The 25,360-nt window shown below is 45.5% G+C and carries 17 protein-coding genes; 6 read left to right on the top strand and 11 right to left on the bottom strand.

The window, feature by feature from the left end; all coding sequences use genetic code 11:
• Nucleotides 1–39 precede the first annotated feature (39 nt).
• The 9 genes from sucD to sdhC all read right to left on the bottom strand — a co-directional run bounded on the left by sucD (nucleotide 40) and on the right by sdhC (nucleotide 12,767).
• A complete protein-coding gene (gene sucD / locus MN210_RS01460) occupies nucleotides 40–915 on the bottom strand; it encodes a succinate--CoA ligase subunit alpha (RefSeq protein ID WP_011959559.1) in 876 nt (291 codons plus the stop codon).
• A 57-nt stretch (nucleotides 916–972) separates the two neighbouring features.
• Nucleotides 973–2,142 (bottom strand): ADP-forming succinate--CoA ligase subunit beta, encoded by a 1,170-nt coding sequence (gene sucC / locus MN210_RS01455; protein WP_011959558.1) that lies wholly within the window; start codon nucleotides 2,140–2,142, stop codon nucleotides 973–975.
• Between the two features lie 215 nt (nucleotides 2,143–2,357).
• A complete protein-coding gene (gene lpdA / locus MN210_RS01450) occupies nucleotides 2,358–3,815 on the bottom strand; it encodes a dihydrolipoyl dehydrogenase (protein WP_011959557.1) in 1,458 nt (485 codons plus the stop codon).
• Nucleotides 3,816–4,036: 221 nt separating this feature from the next.
• Nucleotides 4,037–5,266 (bottom strand): 2-oxoglutarate dehydrogenase complex dihydrolipoyllysine-residue succinyltransferase, encoded by a 1,230-nt coding sequence (gene odhB / locus MN210_RS01445; protein ID WP_011959556.1) that lies wholly within the window; start codon nucleotides 5,264–5,266, stop codon nucleotides 4,037–4,039.
• A gap of 207 nt (nucleotides 5,267–5,473) precedes the next feature.
• A complete protein-coding gene (locus tag MN210_RS01440) occupies nucleotides 5,474–8,350 on the bottom strand; it encodes a 2-oxoglutarate dehydrogenase E1 component (RefSeq protein WP_338412431.1) in 2,877 nt (958 codons plus the stop codon).
• A gap of 760 nt (nucleotides 8,351–9,110) precedes the next feature.
• The gene (locus tag MN210_RS01435) at nucleotides 9,111–9,821 is read right to left on the bottom strand and encodes a succinate dehydrogenase iron-sulfur subunit (protein WP_011959553.1); all 711 of its coding nucleotides are present in this window, start codon (nucleotides 9,819–9,821) and stop codon (nucleotides 9,111–9,113) included.
• Nucleotides 9,822–9,949: 128 nt separating this feature from the next.
• Nucleotides 9,950–11,800: a succinate dehydrogenase flavoprotein subunit gene (gene sdhA / locus MN210_RS01430; protein WP_241878993.1), complete on the bottom strand. Its 1,851-nt coding sequence runs from the start codon at nucleotides 11,798–11,800 to the stop codon at nucleotides 9,950–9,952.
• Nucleotides 11,801–12,006: 206 nt separating this feature from the next.
• A complete protein-coding gene (gene sdhD / locus MN210_RS01425) occupies nucleotides 12,007–12,390 on the bottom strand; it encodes a succinate dehydrogenase, hydrophobic membrane anchor protein (protein WP_011959551.1) in 384 nt (127 codons plus the stop codon).
• On the bottom strand, nucleotides 12,390–12,767 hold the full coding sequence (sdhC, locus tag MN210_RS01420; protein WP_011959550.1) for a succinate dehydrogenase, cytochrome b556 subunit: 378 nt from the start codon (nucleotides 12,765–12,767) through the stop codon (nucleotides 12,390–12,392). The genes sdhD and sdhC overlap by 1 nt, the downstream gene beginning before the upstream one ends.
• A 1,528-nt stretch (nucleotides 12,768–14,295) precedes the next feature.
• On the opposite strand from sdhC, the gene gltA reads away from it, so the two are divergent.
• Nucleotides 14,296–15,576, top strand: a complete 1,281-nt coding sequence (gene gltA, locus MN210_RS01415; protein ID WP_110815995.1) for a citrate synthase — start codon at nucleotides 14,296–14,298, stop codon at nucleotides 15,574–15,576.
• Between the two features lie 213 nt (nucleotides 15,577–15,789).
• Here gltA and MN210_RS01410 read toward each other — a convergent pair whose 3' ends face one another.
• Both MN210_RS01410 and MN210_RS13280 read right to left on the bottom strand, forming a co-directional pair.
• Nucleotides 15,790–16,749, bottom strand: a complete 960-nt coding sequence (locus MN210_RS01410; RefSeq protein WP_338412430.1) for a hypothetical protein — start codon at nucleotides 16,747–16,749, stop codon at nucleotides 15,790–15,792.
• The gene (locus MN210_RS13280) at nucleotides 16,746–17,420 is read right to left on the bottom strand and encodes a hypothetical protein (RefSeq protein ID WP_425605625.1); all 675 of its coding nucleotides are present in this window, start codon (nucleotides 17,418–17,420) and stop codon (nucleotides 16,746–16,748) included. The genes MN210_RS01410 and MN210_RS13280 overlap by 4 nt, the downstream gene beginning before the upstream one ends.
• 411 nt (nucleotides 17,421–17,831) lie before the next feature.
• Between MN210_RS13280 and MN210_RS01400 the strand changes: the two genes are divergently transcribed.
• The 5 genes from MN210_RS01400 to MN210_RS01380 all read left to right on the top strand — a co-directional run bounded on the left by MN210_RS01400 (nucleotide 17,832) and on the right by MN210_RS01380 (nucleotide 25,354).
• Nucleotides 17,832–19,151 (top strand): replication-associated recombination protein A, encoded by a 1,320-nt coding sequence (locus tag MN210_RS01400; RefSeq protein ID WP_338412429.1) that lies wholly within the window; start codon nucleotides 17,832–17,834, stop codon nucleotides 19,149–19,151.
• A 220-nt stretch (nucleotides 19,152–19,371) separates the two neighbouring features.
• The gene (gene ribBA, locus MN210_RS01395; RefSeq protein ID WP_011959545.1) at nucleotides 19,372–20,490 is read left to right on the top strand and encodes a bifunctional 3,4-dihydroxy-2-butanone-4-phosphate synthase/GTP cyclohydrolase II; all 1,119 of its coding nucleotides are present in this window, start codon (nucleotides 19,372–19,374) and stop codon (nucleotides 20,488–20,490) included.
• On the top strand, nucleotides 20,447–21,730 hold the full coding sequence (locus MN210_RS01390) for an alpha/beta fold hydrolase (RefSeq protein WP_338412428.1): 1,284 nt from the start codon (nucleotides 20,447–20,449) through the stop codon (nucleotides 21,728–21,730). The genes ribBA and MN210_RS01390 overlap by 44 nt, the downstream gene beginning before the upstream one ends.
• 77 nt (nucleotides 21,731–21,807) lie before the next feature.
• Nucleotides 21,808–24,036 (top strand): ATP-dependent helicase, encoded by a 2,229-nt coding sequence (locus MN210_RS01385; protein ID WP_338412427.1) that lies wholly within the window; start codon nucleotides 21,808–21,810, stop codon nucleotides 24,034–24,036.
• A gap of 214 nt (nucleotides 24,037–24,250) precedes the next feature.
• Nucleotides 24,251–25,354: a polysaccharide biosynthesis/export family protein gene (locus MN210_RS01380; RefSeq protein WP_241878988.1), complete on the top strand. Its 1,104-nt coding sequence runs from the start codon at nucleotides 24,251–24,253 to the stop codon at nucleotides 25,352–25,354.
• The last annotated feature ends 6 nt before the right edge of the window (nucleotides 25,355–25,360 follow it).

The following is a 25,360-nucleotide window of genomic DNA, read 5'->3' as shown; positions in this document are numbered from 1 at the left end:
TCTTTGAGTTAACTTACCGTTAACACCGAGACGGGCAAATTACCAACCAGTAACTTGTTTAACCGTCTCACCAATCTTAGAGGGGTCACGAGTGTACGCGATGCCCGCATCTTCGAATGCTTTGAATTTTTCTTCTGCAGTACCTTTACCACCAGAGATGATAGCGCCAGCATGGCCCATACGCTTGCCTTTAGGGGCAGTCACACCAGCGATGTAACCGATAACTGGCTTAGTGACGTGCTCTTTGATGTAAGCGGCGGCTTCTTCTTCAGCAGTACCACCGATTTCACCGATAAGTACGATGGCTTCAGTTTGAGGATCTTCTTGGAACATCTTCAAGCAATCGATTTGGTTCATACCTGGGATTGGGTCACCACCGATACCGATACAAGTTGACTGACCGAAGCCAAGCTTAGTGGTCTGAGCCACAGCTTCATAAGTCAAGGTACCAGAACGTGAGATGATACCTACTTTACCTGGCAGATGGATGTGGCCTGGCATGATACCGATTTTGCACTGACCTGGGGTGATAACACCTGGGCAGTTTGGACCAACCATTTTCACATCGCCAGCTTCTTCGATGTAGCGCTTGGCTTTTAGCATATCTAAAGTAGGTACGCCTTCAGTGATAACAACGATTAGCTTAACGCCTGCGTCTACCGCTTCGATGATTGAATCTAGTACGAAAGGTGCTGGTACATAGATAACTGACGCGTCAGCTTGAGTTGCTTCCATCGCTTCTGCCATGGTGTTAAATACAGGCAGACCTAGGTGAGTTTGACCGCCTTTACCTGGGGTAACACCGCCAACTACTTTGGTGCCGTATTCGATGGCTTGTTCTGAATGGAAAGTACCGTTTTTACCAGTAAAACCTTGCACCAATACTTTGGTGTCTTTATCAATTAATACACTCATTATTTACTCCTAGTAGGATTCACTTATTATAGGTTTGATACAGTTGTGATAGGCGAATTATGCCGCTTTTACAGCATCAACAATTTTTTGTGCAGCATCAGATAGGCCTTGAGCTGAAATGATTTCAACGTCAGACTCATCTAATAGCTTAGCGCCCAATTCAGCATTGTTACCTTCTAAGCGAACCACAACAGGTACAGTAACGTTAACTTCTTTAACTGCCGCGATAATGGCTTCAGCAATCATGTCACAACGTACGATACCACCGAAGATGTTGATTAGAACGCCTTGTACGCTTGAATCTTCTAAGATGATTTTGAAAGCTTCAACAACGCGATCTTTGGTTGCGCCGCCGCCAACGTCTAGGAAGTTAGCTGGCTTGCCGCCGTATAGCTTGATGATGTCCATAGTCGCCATAGCAAGACCGGCACCGTTAACCATACAACCAATGTTACCTTCTAGAGCCACATAGTTTAGGTCAAATTCAGCAGCTTTAAGCTCACGCTCGTTCTCTTGTGATGGGTCATGAAGTGCTGCGATTTTTGGCTGGCGGAATAAAGCGTTTGAATCCACGCCGATTTTGCCGTCAACACAAGCCAATTCACCATTTTCACGAACGGCCAGTGGGTTGATTTCAATCATATCAAAGTCGTTTTCAACGAACGCTTTGTAAGCGCCAGTCATTAGTTTAACGAATTGATTGATTTGTTTGCCTTCTAGGCCCAATTTGAAACCTACTTCACGCGCTTGGAAAGGCAATAGACCGACTAAAGGATCAACGGTAATGCTAAAGATTTTCTCAGGAGTCTCTTCAGCTACTTTTTCAATCTCAACACCACCTTCAGTTGAGGCCATGAAGGTTACGCGGCGAGTAGCGCGGTCAACAACGGCACCAAGATATAACTCAGTTTTTACTGGGTACATGTCTTCGGCAACTAATACGAAGTTTACAGGCTGGCCTTCTGCATCAGTTTGGTAAGTCACTAGGTTAGTACCGATTAAGCTTTCAGCAACTTCTTTGGCTTCTTCACGAGTTTTAACAAGCTTAACACCGCCTGCTTTACCACGGCCACCAGCATGAACCTGTGCTTTAATTACAGCTACGTCAGTTGGGGTTTTATCAAAGGCTTCAGCCGCTTCTTCACCGTTATAAGCAATGATGCCTTTTTGGATAGGTAGTCCATAGCTCTCTAGCAATAGTTTTGCTTGATACTCATGTAAATTCATAAAGTTATCCTTTAGTTTTTTTATTTAGCAGGGTAAAGCTGATTTAAATGTTTTGGCAATAGCGGCAAATAAATGACCTAATACCACGGCCGTTTACTGCTTTATGGCTTAAAACAATTACACTCAGCAACTCACTTTAGTAACAGACTTTGTCAAATCACTCATAGACTATTAACCGCCTATGAGTGATTTATTGGTGTCTATAACTGTTTTTGTTATTTACGTTTTTTACGCTGAATCGCATGGATAGCACGGCCATCAGCAGATAAAGCAGCTTCGTGTACCGCTTCACTGATGGTTGGGTGAGCGAAGGTCATTAACTGTAGGTCTTCAATGCTTGAAACAAATTCCATCGCAATCATACCTTGGTGAACGATATCGCCGGCACCAGCACAAATAGCATGCATACCCAATAAGCGGTCAGTCTTAGCGTCAGCCACTACTTTAATGCTACCTTGAGCTTCGCTTTGTGCTAAAGCACGACCGTTAGCCGCTAGGTTAAATGAGCCAGTTTTTACTTCATAACCTTGCTCTACCGCTTGCTGCTCAGTTAAGCCTACCCAAGCGATTTCTGGATGGGTATAGATAACGTTGATAATAGTATCATAGTTCACTTGTGCTTTTTCGCCATGGATACGTTCAACGGCCATCATGCCCTCTTCCATCGCTTTATGCGCAAGCATTGGGCCACGTACCAAGTCACCGATAGCATATACGCCATCTAGGTTGGTTTTGCACTGATCATCAACTTCAACCAAACCGCGGTCAGTTAGCGTGATGCCTGAATCTTCACCCAGTAATTTTTCAGAGTAAGCACGGCGACCCACACAAACGATTAGCTTGTCGAAGGTTTCCTCAGCAGACTCACCGCCTTTCTCGCTGGTCACAACCACTTGACCATCTTTTATTTCAGTGCCGGTTACTTTGGTATCAACGCGGATATCTAGGCCTTGTTTTTTAAGCAATTTGCCCGCTTCTTTAGCAATGTCTTTGTCAGCTGCTGCTAAGAATTCAGGTAGCGCTTCATATACCACCACTTCAGCGCCAAGACGACGCCATACAGAGCCTAGCTCAAGACCGATAACACCAGCACCAATCACGCCTAGACGCTTAGGTGTTTCGGTGAAATCTAGCGCACCTGTTGAGTCAACGATAATGCCTTCTTCGTTGTTGACTGGCGCAACAGGGATATCAATAGGCACAGAACCGGCTGCTAAAATAACGTTTTTAGCGGTGATAACAGTCTCAGACTCATCTGCTAGCGCCGTAAATTTAACTTTTTTGTCGCTGCCTTTACCGTCAACTAGCGTACCCCAGCCTTGTAGCCAGTCTACGCCGTTGCCTTTAAGTAGCATGGCAACACCGCCGGTTAACTGCTTAACGATGCCTTCTTTACGCTCGATCATTTTGGCCACGTCAATCTCAACATCGCTGGTAGTGATACCATGCTCTGCAAGCTCGTGTTTGGTGGCTTCATAACGGTGTGAAGAGTCTAGTAAAGCTTTTGATGGGATACAACCGACGTTTAAGCAAGTACCGCCCAATGCAGGCTCACCTTTATAAACGCGTTTTTCGATACAGGCTACGCTCATACCCAATTGACCGGCACGAATAGCGGCTTCATAACCACCTGGACCACCGCCAATAACTACTAAATCATAATTGTCTTTCATAGTATATTCCGTCTTTTAATCAAAGAATTGTAAAAGCTCTTTATTTATAGTTTGAATTATGAAATGACCTACTTAGCTATGCTTGTTAAGTCTTTAGCGAAGCTTCGAGCCTCTGAATCAAAATCATTACTCAAAAAACTGTGTGCTAAATAACTTAATAATCAATCAATCCATAACGAAAAAGCTTGTATCAGAATCTCTCCGATACAAGCCTGTTGACCTTATAGGTCAAGTAGTAGCATTGCTGGGTCTTCAACCAACTGCTTGATGGTGACTAAGAACTGTACCGCATCTTTACCATCAATCATACGGTGATCGTATGATAACGCTAGATACATCATAGGTAGGATCTCAACTTGACCATTAACTGCCATTGGGCGCTCATTGATCGCGTGCATACCTAAGATGGCAGTTTGGGGTGGGTTCAAGATAGGCGTTGACATTAATGAACCAAATACACCACCGTTAGTGATCGTGAAGGTACCACCTGTCATCTCTTGTAGTGATAATTTACCATCACGGGCTTTACCAGCGAAGTCGCGGATGCCGCCTTCGATGTCTGCCATGCTCATACGATCTGTATCACGTAGTACAGGCACCACCAGACCACGGTCTGAAGATACCGCAACACCAACGTCATAGTAACCGTGATAAACAATGTCATCACCGTCGATTGACGCGTTAACAGCTGGGAAGCGTTTTAGTGCTTCAGTAGCAGCTTTAACGAACATAGACATAAAGCCTAGACGAGTGCCGTGACGTTTTTCAAACTGATCTTTGTACTTAGCACGTAGATCCATTAGAGGCTTCATGTTCACTTCGTTGAACGTGGTCAACATCGCAGTTTCTTGAGAAGCAGCTAACAAACGGTTGGCCACAGTCTTACGTAGACGAGTCATAGGCACGCGTTTTTCAGTGCGCTCACCTACTGATTCTGCGACAGGACGGCCACTGTCAGACTTGATAGAGCTATCCGCTTTCAGTGTTGGGCTGGCCATATCTTGCTTAGTCACACGACCGCCACGGCCTGTGCCTTCTACATTTTTAGGATCTACACCAGACTCTTTGGCTGCTTTACGAACCGCTGGGCTTTGATCTTTATGATCGTCGGCGCTGTCAGCACTTGCGGCAGGCTTAGCTGCTGGTTTTTCTTCAGTAGCCGTGTCACTGCTTTCTTCTGCTTTGTCTTCAGAGGCACCAGCAGCGCTGCCTGTTGCACCAGCTTCAAATTCAGCGATTAGCTCGTCAGACAACACAGTGTCGTCTACTTGCTTAACAATTTTAGTTACCACACCGTCATCTGGAGCAACCACTTCTAAGACCACTTTATCTGTTTCGATTTCAGCTAAAATGTCATCACGGTTAACTTGTTCGCCTTCGCTTACGTGCCATTCTACGATGGTACCGTCAGCAACTGACTCTGGGAATACGGGCGCTTTAATTTCTGCCATGGGAATTGCTCCTGTTATATTAATATAAAGTGTTAATGACTTATTGATAAGGGTTAAATAAGCACATTATTTTTATGATTGGCAAATAAACAACTTATGCATAAAGCTTTTTGGATTAAGAGGTTGTTTACGGTAAAAAATAAATTCGGTTGGTTCTAAACAAATGCCGAAGGTCTAAGCAGTTACCCGCTTAGACCTTGTTTTGGCTTATTTTAGTTGGTCTACTGAGACACCAAGACCACCGGCAACCAGCTCACGCTGCTGACGCACATGGATTGAAGGAAGACCAGTTGCTGGCGCTGCTGACGCAGGACGCGCGACAGGGTCTACCACACGTGCCTTGGTCACACGAGGCTGATTGTCAGCTTGTGGGCCAAAGATACGGAACATATGCGGTGCTAAATAGTACCATGCGCCTTGGTTTAATGGCTCTTCTTGACACCATACAATCTCTTCAAGGTTGGCATATTTTTGAACCTCTTCTACCATTCTTTGTTGTGGTAATGGGTACAGCTGCTCGATACGAACGATGGCCACATGGTCTAGGCCCAGCTCACGACGCTGCTCTAGCAGGTCATAATAGACCTTACCACCACACATGACGATACGAGTTACTTTATCGTTATCTAGCTGATCGATCTCTGGTAGTACGGTTTCAAATTTACCGCTAGCAAGCTCTTCAAGCTCTGAGGTCGCAAGTTTGTGACGCAGTAAGCTCTTCGGTGACATCACCACTAGTGGCTTACGAATTGGGCGTACCGCTTGACGACGTAAGGCGTGGAAGATTTGTGCAGGTGTGGTTGGGGTAATCACTTGCATGTTGTCTTCAGCACACAGTTGCAAGAAGCGCTCTAAACGGGCTGATGAATGCTCAGGACCTTGACCTTCAAAGCCATGTGGTAGAAGCATGGTTAGACCACACACACGCTGCCACTTGGTTTCACCACTTGAGATGAACTGGTCAATCACGACCTGCGCACCGTTTACGAAGTCACCAAACTGAGCTTCCCAAATGATAAGTGCTTTTGGTACTGTCGTTGCATAGCCGTATTCGAACGCCAATACCGCTTCTTCTGACAACAATGAGTTGTAAGTGGCAAAGCGAGCTTGGGTGTCATTTAAATGCGCTAGCGGCACATACATATCACCATTTTCAACGTTGAAAATCTCTGAGTGACGATGTGAGAAAGTACCACGGCCCACGTCTTCACCGGTAATACGCACTAAGAAGTCTTCGTCTACTAGTGAGGCATAAGCTAAGGTCTCAGCAGCACCCCAGTTTAAAGGCTCTTCACCAGTTTGCATCGCTAAGCGCTGCTCGACTACTTTTTGAACTTGACGCTGAAGCTTAAAGCCTTCAGGCATTTCTGCCATGCGGCGACCATAGGCTTTTAGTTTTTCGATATCAACACTGGTATCCCAGTCATCTTTTAGCTCATGACCTAAGTAGGGGCTCCAGTCCACATACAGCTCTTCATTAGGCTGCTGTACTAAAGAGTTAGCAACATATTCGCCTTTATCTAATGCTTCACGGTATTCATCTTCAAGCGTCTTGTCGTCGCCTTCAGAGATAACACCTTGTGACATTAGCTTTTGGGCATACTGAGTACGCGTGGTTGGCAGTTTTTTGATGATCGAGTACATCAGTGGCTGAGTGGCTGATGGCTCATCGGCTTCGTTGTGACCGTTACGGCGGTAGCAGAATAAGTCAATCACGATGTCTTTGTGGAACTCGTGACGATAATCTAATGCCATTTGAGCCGCAAATACGACCGCTTCAGGATCATCACCATTGACGTGTAAGATTGGTGCGTGCACCATTTTAGCGATGTCAGTACAGTACTCTGTAGAGCGAGCATCTTCTTGACGGCTGGTAGTAAAGCCCACTTGGTTGTTAATAACAATGTGAACGGTACCGCCTGTGGTATAAGCACGGGTCTGTGACATCTGGAAGGTTTCTTGAACCACACCCTGCGCAGCAATCGCAGCGTCACCATGTACCACCAACGGCAATACTAAGTTACCATCTTTGTCATTGCGACGAACTTGACGGGCACGTACTGAGCCTTCAAGTACAGGAGAAACGATTTCTAGATGTGATGGGTTAAAGGCCAATGCTAAGTGCGCCTCACCACCTGGTGTCATCACGTTTGATGAATAACCATTGTGGTATTTTACGTCACCTGAGCCTTTTTCTGGCATGACTTTACCATCGAACTCATCAAATAAATCCGCTGGGTTTTTACCCAAGATATTAACCAATAGGTTTAAGCGGCCGCGGTGAGCCATACCGATAACCATCTCTTTGGTACCGTAGCCACCAGCACGCTGGATAATTTCGTGAACCGCTGGAATAAAGCTTTCACCGCCCTCAAGACCGAAGCGCTTAACACCGGTGTATTTACGTGCTAAGTATTTCTCTAGGCCTTCGGCCGCAGTTAGACGCTCAAGAATCTCTTTTTTCTTCTCGTTGTCAAACTTGATGTAGCCTAGGTTGGTTTCCATGTAGTTTTCAAACCAACGCTTCTCGGTGCTGGTCGTCACGTGCATGTACTCAAGACCGATGTGGCCACAGTACACACGCTCCATGATTTCAATGATTTCGCGTAGGCTCGCCTCGCTCTTACCAATGTTTAAGTCACTGGTTGAGAAGATGGTGTCTAGATCCGCCTCTGATAGACCATGATACGCTAAGGTTAGGTCTTCTACATCCGCACGTGGCTGTAGACCTAAAGGATCAAGCTTGGCACGGCGATGACCACGACGGCGATAAGCTGAAATTAGCTTTTGTACGCCCATATGTCTTGGATCAACGCAGTTGGCATCTAAGCTGCCTGAGGTAGCAGGAGCTGCAGCGCCTTTATTAGCCGTTTGATTACGGGCTAACAGTAAGAACTGATCTTGGATGGCATGATGCAGGGCATCATTGTCGCTTTGATAGTTTTTGAAATAAGCTTGCCAATCAGCATCTACACTACTTGGGTCTTGTAAATACTGCTCGTATAGAGACTCGATATAGGTAGCGTTGTCCCCTGCAAGCTCTGTAGCATCGGCTTTTAAGGCATCATTAGTCATAGTATTCATAGTCTTTTCTTATTTACATTAAAGTTTAATTAAAATAAAACACATTTATTTCATGCTATCGCTATGGGTGATTCACGTCTTTTATGAATAGTCTGCTATAAATAAAAAAACTGGGCCATTTTCTAGCCAGATTTATTTGCATTATTATAAATCAAACTGACTTAACCTTAGTCTCGTATCTATAGGATATTAATAAAATATCAAGGGCAAAGCGGATATTTTTATCAAAACCTGTGATCTACTGCTCATTACCCAGGTATTCACTGTTACTAAAGTATTAACCGTTAACGTTTGTCTCAGCCTTCAGCTCTTTGGCCAATGCGCTTGCCAAATCTCATCAGGGCGTCATGGTTAAATTTCAGTCAAGCCTTACAGCCAAAATGGCCATAGTGCTCATTAAATTAGGCAGTGATCTAATAATTTGAATAATTATGGGTTAGCGTCTGAAATATTGCACATAGTGTGCCATATCTATTGAAGTATTGTCTGTTGTTACTAGGTGGTTATCCCTTAACAGGATACAGTTGCACACTGAGTATAAGGGTAACATGGAATCGAACCGAGCAGCGTTTGTTTCTTCAATAGTATGTATTTAGTTGCTAAATGATGATTATTCGAATGTGTCTAATTTTAACAAAAAAAGACCCCTATCAACAAATAGAGGTCTGTCGTATTCACGTAAGTAATGCTAACCGATAACTTAAACCTGTAATATTAATTAATGCTATTAATTACTGTGTTAAAACGGGCTAATTAGATATTAACCGGCCTGCTCTAATAACAAGTTACGTAAATGACCGATAGCACGGGTTGGGTTCAAGCCTTTTGGACATACGGCCACACAGTTCATGATACCACGGCAACGGAATAAGCTAAACGGATCGTCCATACGAGCAAGACGCGCTTGTGTATCACTGTCACGGCTGTCTGCTACGAAGCGATAAGCGTTCAATAGTGCTGATGGGCCTAAGAACTTATCAGGGTTCCACCAGAATGATGGGCAGCTGGTTGAACAGCACGCACATAAGATACACTCATACAGACCGTTTAGCTTCTCACGATCTTCTGGAGACTGTAGACGCTCAGTAGGCGGTGCAGGCTGATCGTTGATTAAGTACGGATGTACTTTTTCATACTGCTCATAGAACTGGTTCATATCCACAACAAGGTCACGCACAACAGGCAGGCCAGGTAGTGGGCGAATGGTAATTTTCTCAGGCAAAGTGTTCATGTTAATCAAACATGCCAAGCCGTTTTTACCATTGATGTTCACCCCATCAGAGCCACAAATACCTTCACGGCATGAGCGTCTAAAAGTGATGGATTCATCTTGTTTTTTCAAACGTAATAAAACGTCAAGTAACATACGATCTGAGTCTAACAGCTCAATCGTATAAGTTTGCATGTAAGGGGCTGCGTCCTTATCAGGATCGTAGCGGTAAATCTCAATGGTGCGAGTACCTCGGCTCATAGTGCTAACTCCACACGGCGTAAAGCTGTTTTTGCATAACCTGTCACAGTATCTGTAAAACAGCTTTACTAATTTAAAAAATTAAATTCAAATAATTAACGTTAAACGACGGCAAACAAAAGCGGTAATTAGTAAACACGCACTTTAGGTTCAACGTAATCAACAGTAAGCGGTACTTTACGAACCGGCTTATAAACAATCTTATTGCCTTCTGAGTACCAAACAGTATGCTTCATCCACTCGTTATCGTTACGGCCGTTTGGTGCGATTGGATCATCTTCTGGACGATCATAATCTAACACGGTATGCGCGCCGCGACATTCATGACGCTTGGCCGCTGATAGCATGGTGGCTTTGGCCACTTCGTAAAGGTTAGCAACTTCTAAGGCTTCAATACGCGCGGTGTTGAACACTTGCGACTTATCTGCCAAATGAATGTTATCTACTTTATCTTTTAGAGCCAATAACTTCTCAACACCTTCATCCATCAACGCTTGAGTACGGAATACACTGGCGTGTTTTTGCATTAGGGCGCGGATTTCATCAGCCACTTCTTGAGCGTTATAGCCTTGTGTTGACTGTTGTAGCTTATTCAAACGGCCCACAGTGAAGTCTAGTACACGTGGGTTCATTGGATGGTAGTTATGATCTGAGCTACCGAAGTTATCAATGATGTGTTTGCCCGCAGCACGGCCGAATACCACCAAGTCAAGTAATGAGTTGGTACCTAAACGGTTGGCACCGTGAACACTCACACAAGCACACTCACCAATGGCGTATAAGCCTTTAACGATTTTGCCTTCTGTGTATAGGCCTTCTTCATCCACATGACCTTCAAGATCTGGCACGATAACCTGACCATGAATGGTGGTTGGAATACCGCCCATCATATAGTGAATGGTTGGGATAACTGGAATAGGCTCTTTGGTAATGTCGACGTTGGCAAAGTTCTTACCAATCTCGAATACAGAAGGCAGACGCTTCATAATGGTCTCAACACCTAAGTGAGTCATGTCCATTACGATGTGGTCTTTGTTTGGACCACAACCACGGCCTTCTTTAATCTCTTGGTCCATTGAGCGTGATACGAGGTCACGAGGTGCCAAGTCTTTAACCGTTGGTGCATAACGCTCCATGAAGGCTTCACCATCTTTGTTACGTAAGATAGCGCCTTCACCGCGGCAACCTTCAGTCAGCAGTACACCTGCACCGAATACACCGGTGGGGTGGAATTGCCAGAATTCCATATCTTGTAATGGAATACCAGCACGTACTGCCATACCTAGGCCATCACCGGTATTGATGTAAGCGTTGGTAGAAGCTGAGAAGATACGACCTGCACCACCGGTTGCTAATACGGTATTAGTGGCTTGGAATACAGCAACAGTGCCGGTTTCTTGCTCAATGGCTACCACACCATTGATGTCGCCTTTTTCATCTTTAATGAGATCGAGCGCGATCCATTCGATGAAAAACTCAGTACCCGCTTCTAAGTTCTTTTGATATAGAGTGTGTAGCAATGCGTGGCCAGTACGGTCAGCGGCCGCACAAGCACGTTGTACCGCTTTTTCACCGTAGTTTGAAGTGTGACCACCGAATGGACGCTGATAAATCGTACCATCTGGGTTGCGGTCAAACGGCATACCCATGTGCTCAAGCTCATACACTACTTTTGGCGCTTCACGGCACATAAATTCGATAGCGTCTTGGTCACCCAACCAGTCTGACCCTTTTACGGTGTCATAAAAGTGGAAGTGCCAGTTGTCATCACTCATGTTACCTAAGCTTGCCCCGATACCACCTTGAGCTGCAACGGTGTGCGAGCGGGTTGGGAATACTTTGGTAATAACAGCTACTTTCATGCCGCCTTCTGCTAATTGCAGCGCTGCACGCATACCTGAGCCGCCACCGCCAACGATAACAGAGTCATAATTTAGGGTTTTAATATTACTAATTGTATTGTCTTGTCTAGTTGCCATTACGTTTTCCTAATGAATACGTTAGTCGTCATATAAGCTGGCGATGGGCGCTATAGATATCACTATCATAGCCTCACATTACCAGACAGGCTCACTTAAATCTAAAGTCGCTAACAGGTGCTTAAGCCCCCAAACCTAAATCAGGGCAGTCCGTGCTATATACAATACTGATTAACAATATAGCCAAAACCGCCCAAACTGGTCTGTTAACCTAGGTTTAGTAAACCTGGACCCCAGAAAATCATGACGCCCCAGAATAGGTATACCAAAATTGCGATAATCATAGCAGCTTGAAGCACAAGGCGTAGGCCAGTAGATTTAACATAGTCGGTAAATACCGTCCACATCCCTACCCAAGCATGAGCCGCTAGCGCAATAATTGCGACCAAGCTTAATAGGCGCATGGGCAGGCTCATAATGAAGCTAACCCACTGCTGGTAGGATACATCACCATTAATTAAGAAAAACCCTACCATTACCACAGCATATATGGCCAATACGACGGCACTGATACGCTGCATTACCCAGTCGCGCGAGCCAGAGCCGGTTAGGCCTGTCGCACTTTTAATTCCAGAATCATTTCTTCTCATTAGAACATCACCCATACAAATGACAGCACTATCAAGATAGCGGCAATAACAAAGCTCACAATTGACGCAGTTCTACCTGACTGAAGCTCTTCGTTAAAACCCATGTCGGCAAATAAGTGCTTAATACCCATCACAAAATGGTAAGCCGTTGCTGCGACAAAGATCCACGCAACAAAGCGCACAAGCACATTGTCAAACACAGCGAGAAAATCTTGAGGAGAATATAATGAGGTTTGCAAAAGCCACAGCATCACCGGAATTAATAAGAAAAGAATAATTCCTGAGATACGATGTAAAATCGAAGCTCTGGCCGTCGGTGAACTGTTAACGCTTATCACTTGGCTAAGTGGCAGATTAATCGGTCGGTTGCTTTTCACAGCGGGCGTCCTTTTGCGGTTGACACTCGTGGATACGCTTTTAACGCCAAAAAACCAAGATGTAATGTGATTAATAAGGGCTTGTCAAACACTCACCTAGTTAATTCATTACCAGCTCTGACGCATAAAACGGACACGAGACGGATAAGTTAAGGAGTTGCTAACTGGCTAAATTCATACCTAGCCGTACTGTAAAGCTTACAGCACTCTAAATATATTTTAATGTTAAAAAAGACTTAGAGCAGTTGGAGTTGATGCTAAAGCTTACGCCGTCACTCAAATCCTCCTACCCTGGTAGGCCCATCCAATCAAAAAACCAGACAGAGTGTTAACAAATACAGAATTGAAGCTTGAAAGGCGTTGGCGGCTGACATAAAGCTAACTTATTGTAATCACAAATAATTTTATACGAAAAATTTATAATTAATATTAAATATACCTTAATACTACTTAGGTCTGATTAGATATTAATTAGAAATCTGGGTAAATTCTCTGTGACCAATCAATTAAATAAATGACAAGCCAGCATCTATAACGCTGTAATTATAGAGTTTGTTGCTGTCAATTACAAATAAATTGCCAAATTAACGCTTTGTGAGGCTTTATTACCGACTATTACCCATTGCTGCCGGTTAGATTGTCTGTGTTGTTTATTTACTGGTCAAAATCAGTGCAAGGCCTGAGCGCTGCGGCTAAGTTGGTATAGAACTTAAGGGTTATTGACTGCATTAGGCGCTATCAATCACAGCCGCTTTGGTCGAATTTGCCCCGCCAATATGGACACAGCACCGCTTGGTTTTGGCCAAACTAATACGTAACTAAATGTTTCTAAAAACCGTCCTTACCGTTACGCCAAAAACTTGAAAATCCACTGGGTGCTCACGCTTTAGTTATCACCCTTTACAAAGTAGGGCTAAACACTGACAAGACGACGGCCGCCTTGATAGATTAAGGGCAACCTTAAAATTAAATCCGGCACCCTCTTTGTTTTACTTTAGATTTAACAACATTATTTTTCACCACACCTGTCAAAAAATCAGTGATGAATCTGCGCTAAGGCTGTGCTGCAAATCCGGCAATATGGTCAACAATCATTGACTAGCGGGGGGAATCTGCGTTATAAATGTTTTTTTCAATTGTCTGTATTAACTGGTAGTATATCAATCGTCCCTGTTAGCAGCCTCTCTTAGTGTTGTCACAAGGACTGTGTGCAGATAGTAAATCATTGCCACTGCCCGCCAGTTACTTCATAACAATAGTATTACCCCCATAATCTTGTGTTAAACAACCTATCTCTTAAAAAGATAACCTGTTGTTAGCGTTGGTTTTTTAAGAGATTTAACGCAAGCTTATATGACCAAGTTTCTTCCAAGAAAATACGTAGACCCTACGTAGAGTAATAGTGTCATACCCTGATAGCGGGTGTTCTTTATAAAATACCAGTTACTGTCATTCGATGGGTAGCTGGCTTAGTTTTAGGCTATCACCCCAAAAACTAATTATTTATTCCAACAATTAAGAGGATCTTATGGCTAACGAAACTGCATATTTAAAGGTAGATGGAAAGGAATATGAATTACCTATTATTGAGGGCACTTTAGGCCCGTCAGTAGTTGACGTTTCAGCTTTCCAAACCGCAGGCTACTGGACCTATGATCCAGGCTTTAAAGTAACTGCTCCTGTTGAGTCAGAAATCACTTATATTGATGGCGATAAAGGTGAGTTATTGCACCGTGGTTACCCCATTGATCAACTGGCTGACAATGCTGAATACTTAGAAGTGTGTTATGCCCTACTACATGGCGAGCTACCAAACGCTGAACAAAAAGCGGACTTTTATGAAAAAGTACGTAGCCACACTGGCGTTCATGACCAGCTACGTAAGTTCTTCGAAGGCTTCCGCCGTGATGCTCACCCTATGGCCATTATGGTCGGTGTGGTAGGTGCGTTATCTGCTTTTTATCATGACAACCTAGATGTGACTGATGAAAAACAACGTGACATCACCGCCATTCGCCTAATTGCAAAAATGCCAACCATTGCGGCAATGAGCTACAAGTACACCAAGGGCGAACCGTTCATGTACCCACGTAACGACTTTAGTTACGCAGAAAACTTCTTATACATGATGTTCGCTACCCCTGCAGATGTAAACTACAAAGTGAACCCTGTTCTAGTGAAAGCTATGGACAAGATCTTCACTCTACACGCAGACCACGAGCAAAACGCTTCAACCTCTACTGTTCGTCTAACCGCCTCTACCGGTGCCAACCCTTACGCTTGTATCGCAGCGGGTATCGTAGCGCTATGGGGCCCATCACACGGTGGTGCTAACGAAGCGGTACTACAGATGCTTGATGAAATCGGCACCGTAGAGAACGTTGATGAGTTCATGGAAAAAGTTAAGCGTAAAGAAGTGAAGCTAATGGGCTTTGGTCACCGCGTTTACAAAAACTTCGACCCACGTGCCAAAGTGATGAAAGAAACTTGTGACGAAGTTTTAGAAGCGCTAGGTATCACTGATCCTAAGCTTGAACTAGCGATGAAACTTGAAAAAATCGCTCTAGAAGATGAGTACTTCGTAAAACGTAACCTATATCCAAACGTTGACTTCTACTCAGGTATCATCCTAAAAGCGATCGGTATCCCAACCTCAATGTTTACCGTTATCTTCGCTCTAGCACGTACGTCAGGTTGGATCAGCCACTTGTTAGAAATGCACTCAGCACCATTCAAGATCGGTCGTCCACGTCAGTTATACACTGGTAAAACCAAACGTGACTTCGTAAAACTTGAAGACCGCAAATAAGCGAGTGTTCGTTTAAGATTTAAATTTAGCTTCTGCTAAAAAAAGCGTCCGATATGACTATCGGGCGCTTTTTTATTGGGTATTCAATTTAAGCTTTTTTTGAATGGCCGCTTTTAAATGGCCATTTTCGAATAACTGCTTTTAAATGGCTGCTTTTGAATATCTGCTTTTAAATGGCCAGTCCATAAACACCTGCCCACCACACGCACTCGCCTAGTTAAACGTCTTCAGCTTTTGTTCATAGTTTTTGATTTGCTCATCATACGCGGCAATTTTGTCATTGAACTCTTTGGCCAACGCATCAAACTCAGCCTGCTGCTTCTGCTGAGCCTCAATCTGCGACTGTTTGAGCGCTTCAAGCTCGGCGCTTTGCTGACGCTCAATCTGATCCCATGCCTGATACTGTTTGAGCATTCTGGCCAATGCCGTACTTTTTGCCACCAAATGCTCAGCCAGCTCAGTATTATGAAACACGCCTGGGGTTAACGTGGCGATATTAAGCAAAGTATCAATGGCCTGAGCTGGTAGCGGTATGCCCTCCTCCAGATACAACGACTGCATGGCCACGTTATAACGGCTGCTAATCTCGGTGGGCGTTAGCTGCTCAGGCGGCTTAATGGCCAAATCTACAAGCGGTAAGCTGGGTAGCTCTTGGGACGGCTCTGCCTCTTGCTGGGTCGCCGCCTGTGCCTCACCGCTGCCCGTTATGCCTGTCATGTCAGGGTCAGTGGTTTTGGTGGTCGCTTCAGAACCAGAGCCAGCTTCAGAGCCAGTGCCAGTTCCAGCTTCAAGGCCAGTTTTTGGATTGGACGCGTCGACCTGTTTGGTAGCCACCTCCTGCTCTGCAGCATCTGCCGCTTGCAGCGCTTCATATTCAGCCTGCTGGCTTTGCTGTAGATCCAGCATTTTGTTCACAAATTCTGCCTCAAAGGTTTTCACCTGGGCAGCAGCTTCTGCACTCATTGGCGTGGGTGTCTGGGTATCTGAGGTTTGCGCCGCCTCGCTGCTTTGGGTGCTATTGTCGGGGGCTTTATTGGCGGCCGACTGCTCAGCGCTAGGCTGGCAAGCGGCCAGTCCCAAGCTTGAGAGCAGCGCCAATGCCATAAAAGATTTTTTTGTGGGCTGTGATTTGTTATTGGACGGCTTGACAACATCTGATGTGATAAAGCTCATGTGTTGGTCTCCTGGGTGCTTAGCTTATCTACTTGAGCATCGGCCTGAGTCTGATGCTGGCGCTGCGCTTGCAACAACGCACTATTGCCAAGCGCTTGGTTTTGCAAAAACGGAATACACGCCTGCCAGGCGCTACAGTCTTTGCCCTGCTCTCGGCGCACAAAATAATCCTGCACCATGCGTGCTTGCTGCTCAATACCGTAGCTAAAAAACGGTCTGCCCTCAGCAAGTCTGTAATCGTATCGGCGGTTCATCATGGCCCCGCGCACCACCTTAAGGCCTTGCTGCAGTTGCCACACGTGGGTAAGCTCATGAATCAGCCAGCTTTTTTTACCCAAAGACTGTTTGCTAAAGTCCTCGATCCAGTCTTTTGGATTAAAATAAATATTGCCATTGGGGCTTACCGCATAGGTTTTTAGCACCCACCACGCGGTTTTTAATCGCACTTGTGAGACATCAAAGTCAGCACCGAATACCGAGTGCGCCATGGCAATCTCATCAGCATTTAACGGCCGACTTTTTTGCTCAGCCACAGGCGTTAGCTGACTTAAACGCAAGCTGCTCACTGAGCGATGCGCTAAGGTTTTTAATGGGGTGATGGCTTTTGACGCTATTTTTAAGGGCGCTATTTTTAAGACTGCTATTTTTGATAGCCTATTTTTGGGCAACATAGACGGATTCTTTATAAATTAAGGTATAGATTAAGGTGATGGATATGAAAAAGATGACCACACTCTAATAATGAGTGCAAGCGGCCATAACTACAAGTGAACGCTTCGGATATCTCACGCTAATCCCACAGTTTTAATAAACGCTTACCAAGGCTTAACTTAGCTATACTTAGCTTGCAATTAGGTGGGACTTAGCTTGCAATTAGGCTGATTTTGGGCTGTAATCGTGACTGATTGACACGCCTTCACGCTAATTGCACTGAAGTTTACAACGCGACAAGGCATACTAACACGCATTGTCCTGTCATCTTATAGCAACTGTTTTATGCTATCTTCCTATGCTATGGATACCACAAAGACTGTCGCTACGCATGTTAAAAACGTTATAAAACAAGGTAATCATTGCCCATTATGGCCACTCACCCCCACTCTGCTATTTATCCTGATATTCCTCTGGCTCAGCGGCTGCGCCCTAAGCGCCTAGATGAGGTCATTGGACAGACCCATCTTCTAGCGCCGGGTGCGCCCATCCAGCGCTTTGTCGAGCATGGTCATCTGCCCTCGCTTATCTTGCACGGGGAAGCGGGTATCGGTAAGACCACCATTGCCATGCTGTTGGCCGATGCCGTGGGTCGCCCGTTTTACCCGTTATCAGCGATTAACACGGGGGTAAAGCAGCTGCGAGAGGTACTCGATGCAGGCTGTAGCTCTGGTCAAGGGGGGCTGGATTTTGCGTCGCCTGTGGTGTTTATAGATGAGATTCACCGCTTTAACAAGGCGCAGCAAGATGCGCTGCTGGGAGCGGTGGAATCAGGCGACATTACCTTAATTGGTGCCACTACCGAAAACCCCTCGTTTAGCGTTAATAATGCGCTGCTGTCACGCTGTCAGGTATATCGCTTGCAGCCACTCGATGACACCCAGATTGGTGAGTTGTTGCAGCGGGCGCTTAGCCAAGATGAATTTTTATCTCAGCTCAGCATTGATCTGCAAGCGCTGCCACAAATAGCCAACCTGGCCCAAGGCGATGCCCGCAAAGCGCTTAACTTATTAGAGATGGCGGTACAGGCCTCTGACCACAGCAAGCAGCCAATTGTGATTGATGATGCGCTGTTATCAAGCGTGGCACAGACCACCTTGCAGCGCTATGACAAAGATGGTGACCAGCATTACGACATTATCTCAGCGATGATTAAGTCGGTGCGTGGCTCAGATCCTGATGCTGCTTTGTACTGGATGGCGCGGATGCTGGTGGCTGGCGAGCCGCCGGAGTTTATCGCTCGGCGCTTGGTGATTTTGGCCAGTGAAGATATCGGAAATGCCAACCCCAATGCTTTGCTGCTGGCCGATGCCGCCTTGCGCTCGGTAAAAACCATTGGCATGCCAGAGGCGCGGATTATCTTAGGCCAAGTGGTGGTGTATCTGGCCACCTCCGCTAAGAGTAACAGCACGTATTTGGCCATTAACAAAGCGATGCAATTGGCACAACAGGATCAATCACCTGTGCCGATGCACCTGCGCAATGGGGTCACTAAGCTGATGCAAAGCCAAGGCTATGGCCAGGGCTATATTTATCCGCATGATTACCCCAATCATTATCAGCCGCAGCAATATCTGCCTGACAACTTGGTGGGTACTCGCCTTTATGAGTATGCCGATAACCAACGTGAGCAGCACAGTTTACAGTTTATGCAGTGGTTGCAGACGCAGGCACCCTCTAATAACCCCTAATAAACCAAATAAGCAATAAGGGTACGCGTTGATGATAATCAGCCGCTCAATAAGCAATAAGGGTACGCGTTGATGATAATCAGCCGCTCACAGATTTTTCAATCACATTGATTGACTGTAGTGAATGGCACTGAGACTCAGTTACAGGTACAATGGTTGCTATAATTGGCCCTTAACTGAACGAACAATATTTAACGAACAATAAAAGAGACAACACATCATGGCACTAGATAATATTAAAGACATCATTGAAGACATTCGTGCCGGTAAAATGGTCATCTTAATGGATGATGAAGACCGCGAAAATGAAGGTGACCTGATTATGGCCGCCACTCATGTCAACCCTGAAGCGATTAACTTTATGATTACCCATGCCCGCGGCTTGGTGTGCTTGACCTTGACTGAAGAGCGCTGCCGCCGTCTTGAGCTGCCGCTGATGAGTGACCGTAACGAGGCCAAATTCAGCACCAACTTCACCGTGTCTATCGAAGCGGCTGAAGGCGTAACGACCGGTATCTCTGCTGCTGACCGTGCGCGTACCGTGCAAGCGGCGGTATCTGCCACAGCCAAGGCTGAAGACATTGTGCAGCCTGGCCATATCTTCCCCATCATGGCGCAAAAAGGTGGTGTATTGCACCGTGCTGGCCATACAGAAGCTGGCTGTGACTTGGCACGCCTAGCCGGCCTTGAGCCTGCCGCTGTTATCGTAGAAATCATCAATCCCGATGGCACCATGGCCCGCCGTGATGATTTAGAAAAATTCGCCGCTGAACATGATCTAAAAATCGGTACTATTGCTGATCTTATCAACTACCGCATTGCCAATGAGCAAACGGTCAATGAAGTCAGCAAACGTCCGTTTGAAACCGACTTTGGCACCTTTACCCTATATCAATTTAAAGAATACGGTGCGTCAGAGACTCACTTAGCCCTTGTCAAAGGCAATCCTAGCGAAGGCGTGAGTACCGTGCGTGTGCATGGCTTCCATCCGCTACGTGATTTATTTGCTGCCAAACGTGATGCCACCGGCCGCAGTGGTTGGAGTATCCAAAACTCTTTACAAGAAATCAGTCAGTCTGAGCGCGGCGTACTGGTCTGGATTGGCAACAATCAGCCGGTTGATCTGGGCGAAGCGCTTGAGCTTGCCAGCAACAATCAGTCTGTCTCTACGCTATCCAATCAGCCTTACCGCAGCATCGGCGTGGGTGCACAAATCTTACGTCACCTAGGTGTACGTGACATGCGCTTATTATCTACCCCGCTCAAATTTAATGCGTTGTCAGGCTTTGATTTAAATGTGGTCGAGTGCATTGACTCACCTGATGCGCCAAATGCTTAATACGCTCAAAAACAAGGCATCTGCTTTCAAGGCATCTGCTTTAAAGCCGTCTTCGATGACGGCAGCCTCTGCCAAGATGCCTAAATCTAAGCTTAAGCCTTTGCTCTCAAAGACGCTACTTACCAAGCCTTTGGGAGTGGCAACTCAGCTGCTGCAGCCGTATCATATTCAGCTGCAGCACTGGGTCAGCTACGATGGCAGTCAAATCCCTGTGACTATCGTTGGTAATCCATCCGCCACACCTGTACTCTTGCTACATGCGTTTGGCATGGACGCCCGTCAGTTTTTACCCTTTGTGCTGCCGCTGGCTGGCCAATACTGCTTTTATCTGCCTCACTTTCGCGGCTTTGGGTTAGCTGCTGCCACGCCCAGCAGTGAGTTTAACTTTATCGAGCAGTACGCCGATGATGTGGACGTTATTCTGACTCATATTTGCAGTAAACATCAGGTCAAGTCGGTCGATGTGGCCGCCATCTCTATGGGCGCTTTGGTCATGTGGGCGCATTTTAATCGCCATGCACAGCATTCGCAGACAGACAGCGCACAGGCAGAAGATAAACTAGCAGGTAAGCTACAAGGCAAAGCAAAAAGCAACTTTGAAACCAAAGCAGAAGCCACGTTTGAAACTGCATCCAAAGTTAAGCGTTATTTAAACATTGATCAATCGCCTATTGTGCACAATCACGCTGACTGGCAAGGCGGGGTGTTTGGGGAGAAGCAGGCCGAAGTCTTTAAACAATTTGATACAGTACTGCAAGCAACTTTGCCTTATGTGAATCAGCAAAGCGCCAATGGTCAAAGTGCTAATGGGCAAACGACCCTGGCATTTACCCAATTACCGCATCAGGTAAAACGGCAAATCACTCAGATGGAAACTGCATTTTCATTACTGTCAGCCGGCCGCGTTGCGTCGCAATTATTTATTAAAGCCAGTGGTTATCTGCCCGATCATAAGCTGGCGGTTTATCAGCACCCCACTTGGCAACAAAAGCTGCGTGGTCTGCAGGCCTATCTTGAGCTACCGTATGATTACCGAGACGCTCTGCCGGTTACCCAGACTCCGGTGATCATGCTGATTGGCGCTCAGTCCCAGCTGTATGATCCCAAATGGCAACGCCAGGTGGCCAATATCTTGCCCAATGCTCAGGTGATTGAGATTGCAGGCTCTGGTCACGCCATTCCTCTGGATGCACCGCTGCAGTTCTCACGTGTGTTAAAGCAGTTTTTGGTTTCAGCTTAGAGCTTTTGATTTCAGCTTAATTAAAAAGCAGGCTTAGCAGATGCCCTAATATTTACTATATTTTACTATTGGACGCTATGACCGACTCTTTATTTTCGACCCGCCATTACAGCTACCCTACCCTTGATGACACCATTCGTCAAAAAATGGCGCATTTACAGCAGTCTATCGCCAAGCTGGAGTCGAATTTAATCACCCCAGAGTCCATGGATAAACACTTATCAAACACAGTAGATGATCATAAAATAGCTGATCAGACAATAGATAATGAGCACTCAGCTTCACACAACAGCGTATTGGCATCAAGCGAGGTTGATTATGCTGGCGAGCTCAACCCAAGCCAGCTACTGGCCGCCACCACCACCGAAGGTAAGGTATTGGTCATTGCTGGCGCCGGCTCTGGCAAGACCAAAACCCTCACCTTCCGCACCAGTTATTTGATTGAAAGCGGTGCGTCTCCAAGCAGTATTCTGCTGCTGACCTTTACTCGAAAAGCAGCCAACGAAATCAAGGGCCGTGTCAAAAGCTTGTTGGCCGAAAGCTTGGCCGATAATCGCGCGTTAAGTGGCCTGGATCTCAATGCCATTACCAGCGGCACCTTTCACTCTTTTTGTAATATGCTGCTGCGCCGCTATTCAGGCTTACTGGGCATCAACCCTAAGTTTACGATTTTGGACACCGGTGATAGCGAAGATGCGCTGGATATGATTTGCAAAGAGCAAGGCATTGTGCGCAAAAACATGAAGCAGGCTTTTCCGCGCAAAAAGACCCTACAAAATCTAATCTCCACCTCTCGCAACCGTCATATCTTACTGCGCGATTTGATTGAAAATGACTATCCTGATATCGCCATCCATATTCCGCTGATTGAAGATCTGGCGATGGCGTATCACAAGTATAAGCGTGCCAATCATTTATACGATTTTGACGATATTATTAGCCAGGTGGTTTATCATCTAAAAAATAACCTGCAATTTCGCAAGCTGATTCAAGACACCTACCGTCATGTCATGGTAGATGAGTATCAAGATACCAACATTCCCCAAAAGCAGTTAATCGACTATCTCTGTGAGCCTGATAATGTGTCGCTGATGGTGGTCGGTGATGATAACCAAAGTATATATGCGTTTCGCGGCGCCAATTACGAAAATATCCTACTGTTTGCTGACGGTTATCCCGACGCTAAGTTGATTAAACTTGAACAAAACTACCGCAGCACGCCTGCCATTTTAGACTACGTCAATGCGCTGTCTGAACACATCACTTTGGGCTATCAAAAAAAGCTGTTTTCTAACCTAGCGATTGAAGGTGAAAAGCCGACACTTTGCCGGCGCAGTAATGACAAGCAAGAGGCGGTTTATATTGCTGATAAAATTATCGAGCTTAAGCCAGAGTATGATTTTAATAATTTTGCGGTACTGAGCCGCACCTCGTTTCAGTCCAACGAGATTCAACTGCAGTTTATGCAGCGCAATATCCCCTTTATCGTGGTGGGCGGTATCAAATTTATTGAAAAGCGTCATATCAAAGACATCTTGGCGCTGGTGAAAATTTTATACAACCCCAATGACACCATTGCTTGGCACCGTATTTTAACCTTGTTCAGTGGCGTTGGTGATGTGACTGCATCTAAGATTACCCAGGCCATTACCAGCAGTAATGACTCGTTACAGCCGCTACTCGATCCCAAGCTGACCAAAAACAAAGTGCCCATTAACGAGCTGTATCATGTGCTCATTAAAGCGCAGCAGCAAGCCACTGTCGCCGATATCTTGCAAACCCTGATCGACTTTTATGCGCCTATTTTAAAAACCTTGGAAGACAATTGGCGGGAACGCTCTGAGGACTTTCGAGTACTGATTAATTTGGCGCAAGAGCACAGCAGCTTAGATAACTTTTTGGAGAATTTAGCACTCGATCCGCCCAATGACTCGGTCGCGGTAATGACTAATCCTGAGGACAAAGAGGCCGATGCGGTGACTATTTCTACCATTCATAGCGCCAAAGGTCTTGAATGGCCGGTGGTCTTTATTAATGCTTTAGTCGATGGCCTAATGCCGCATCACCGCTCTTTGCATGAATTTGAGGCGTTAGAAGAAGAGCGTAAGCTGTTTTATGTGGCCTGTAGCCGCGCCAAAACCCACCTATATTTAACCGCCCCTGATTATTTCTCAAGCTTCGCCGGTTACTTCGATAAGATATCCCGCTTTATTGCTGAGGTTCCAGAAGATACTGTAAAAGCTGATGCTGCAGAATCTGTAAGAAAATCTGATGAATCTCAATCGAATGACCCCGAATGGTGGTAGCAAGCACAACTGACCATATAATTCCCTACTTTTATAGTACGTATTCTGTCTTTTTATAGTAAGATATCAGCATATTTGGGCAGCACTCTTAATTTAATGTTAAAATAACGGTAATAATGGGTGCATTTTGCCAACATAATTGCCGCTCATAGAATAGTTTTTGTCCAGTAGCTTTCTGGGCAAAGTCGGTCGGAATAAAGGTAGAGAAGTTAACATGAATGTTTTAAAAAGCCCAAAATCACTGTTTGCCAGTACCTCTCTTGCGGTGTTGATAGGCTTAACTTCAGGCTGTGCCAGCGTCAACTCAGGCTTGCAAGCAGGTGAGCTGCCACCACAAGGTGTCTTTATCGCTGAAAACGGCATGCAATTCAACGTTCAGCCCTTAAGCTTAGCTGGCTTACCCGCTTCACCTGTTTATTCAAGTAGACGTAATAGCGGCTCTAGCATGAAGAATGCTCGCGTACATGAGCTATTAAATGGACCACGCAGTAGCGAATATCGTCTAGCACAAGGGGATGTACTTACCATCTCGTTGGGTGATTACCCTCAAATTCCAAAATCTGATATTGGCTACCCTATAGATCAGCAAGGCTATATCCAGTTTCCCTTGGTAGGTCGAGTAAAGGCCAGTGGGCTTTCTGTACCTCAGTTTACCAGTCAATTACGCAACCAGTTACAACGCTATTTAAAATATCCTGATCCACAGGTTCAAGTTTTAAAATATCGTAGTAATAACTTCTTTATTGATGGCGCTGTAAAGCAATCAGGTGAGTTCAGTATGGATGATAGACCTGTATCTTTATATGGCGCTATTTCAATGGCTGGAGGTGTTGCGCCTGAAGGTGATTCAAACAATGTTACTTTAACTCGTAACGGTACCACTTATGAGCTTGGTTTGAATGACCTAAAAAGTATGGGGGTTTCTGCGAATCAAATCTATCTAAGAGACGGCGATGCTGTACATGTCAATAGTCGTGATCGTAATAAAGTCTACGTATTAGGCGAGTTTGGCAGCGTCAAACCTGTAGAGATACCAGACCAAGGGTTAAGCCTGACTCAAGTCTTAGGTGAAGTAGAAGGTCTAGATGCCCGTACTGCAGATGCTGCCAAGCTTTATGTGATACGTGATCACGGCAATGCTTCTTATACGGATATTTATCATGCCAATCTACAATCTGTTACTAACTTAGCATTAGCCAACCGCTTTGAAATGCAGCCCAATGATATCGTCTATGTAGACCCTACAGGTCTAACCCGATGGTCAAGATTTATTGGTGCTATCCTTCCTTCAGCCTATGCTCTTGATAGACTTAACTAAAGTATC

The organism is Psychrobacter raelei (genome assembly GCF_022631235.3).
Lineage (GTDB): Bacteria > Pseudomonadota > Gammaproteobacteria > Pseudomonadales > Moraxellaceae > Psychrobacter > Psychrobacter raelei.
Note: the sequence above shows the minus strand (reverse complement) of the source record. Positions and strands in the feature narration are given on the sequence as shown.